We start from the raw sequence: 515 nt of genomic DNA on the forward strand, positions 1-515 counted from the left end.
CGGTTAAGCTACCTACTTCTGGTAAAACCCGCTCCCATGGTGTGACGGGCGGTGTGTACAAGACCCGGGAACGTATTCACCGCGACATGCTGATCCGCGATTACTAGCGATTCCAACTTCATGCAGTCGAGTTGCAGACTACAATCCGGACTACGATACACTTTCTGCGATTAGCTCCCCCTCGCGGGTTGGCGGCGCTCTGTATGTACCATTGTATGACGTGTGAAGCCCTACCCATAAGGGCCATGAGGACTTGACGTCATCCCCACCTTCCTCCGGTTTGTCACCGGCAGTCTCATTAGAGTGCCCTTTCGTAGCAACTAATGACAAGGGTTGCGCTCGTTGCGGGACTTAACCCAACATCTCACGACACGAGCTGACGACAGCCATGCAGCACCTGTGTACTGGTTCTCTTTCGAGCACTCCCCGATCTCTCGGGGATTCCAGCCATGTCAAGGGTAGGTAAGGTTTTTCGCGTTGCATCGAATTAATCCACATCATCCACCGCTTGTGCG

General features: G+C 53.8%; 1 rRNA gene. It reads right to left on the bottom strand.

Features of this window, described 5'->3' with window-relative positions:
• Positions 1 to 515 (bottom strand): 16S ribosomal RNA (locus IGS61_RS27775); the annotation flags it as partial.

The sequence above is a fragment of the Janthinobacterium sp. FW305-129 genome, from assembly GCF_020858115.1.
GTDB lineage: Bacteria > Pseudomonadota > Gammaproteobacteria > Burkholderiales > Burkholderiaceae_D > Janthinobacterium.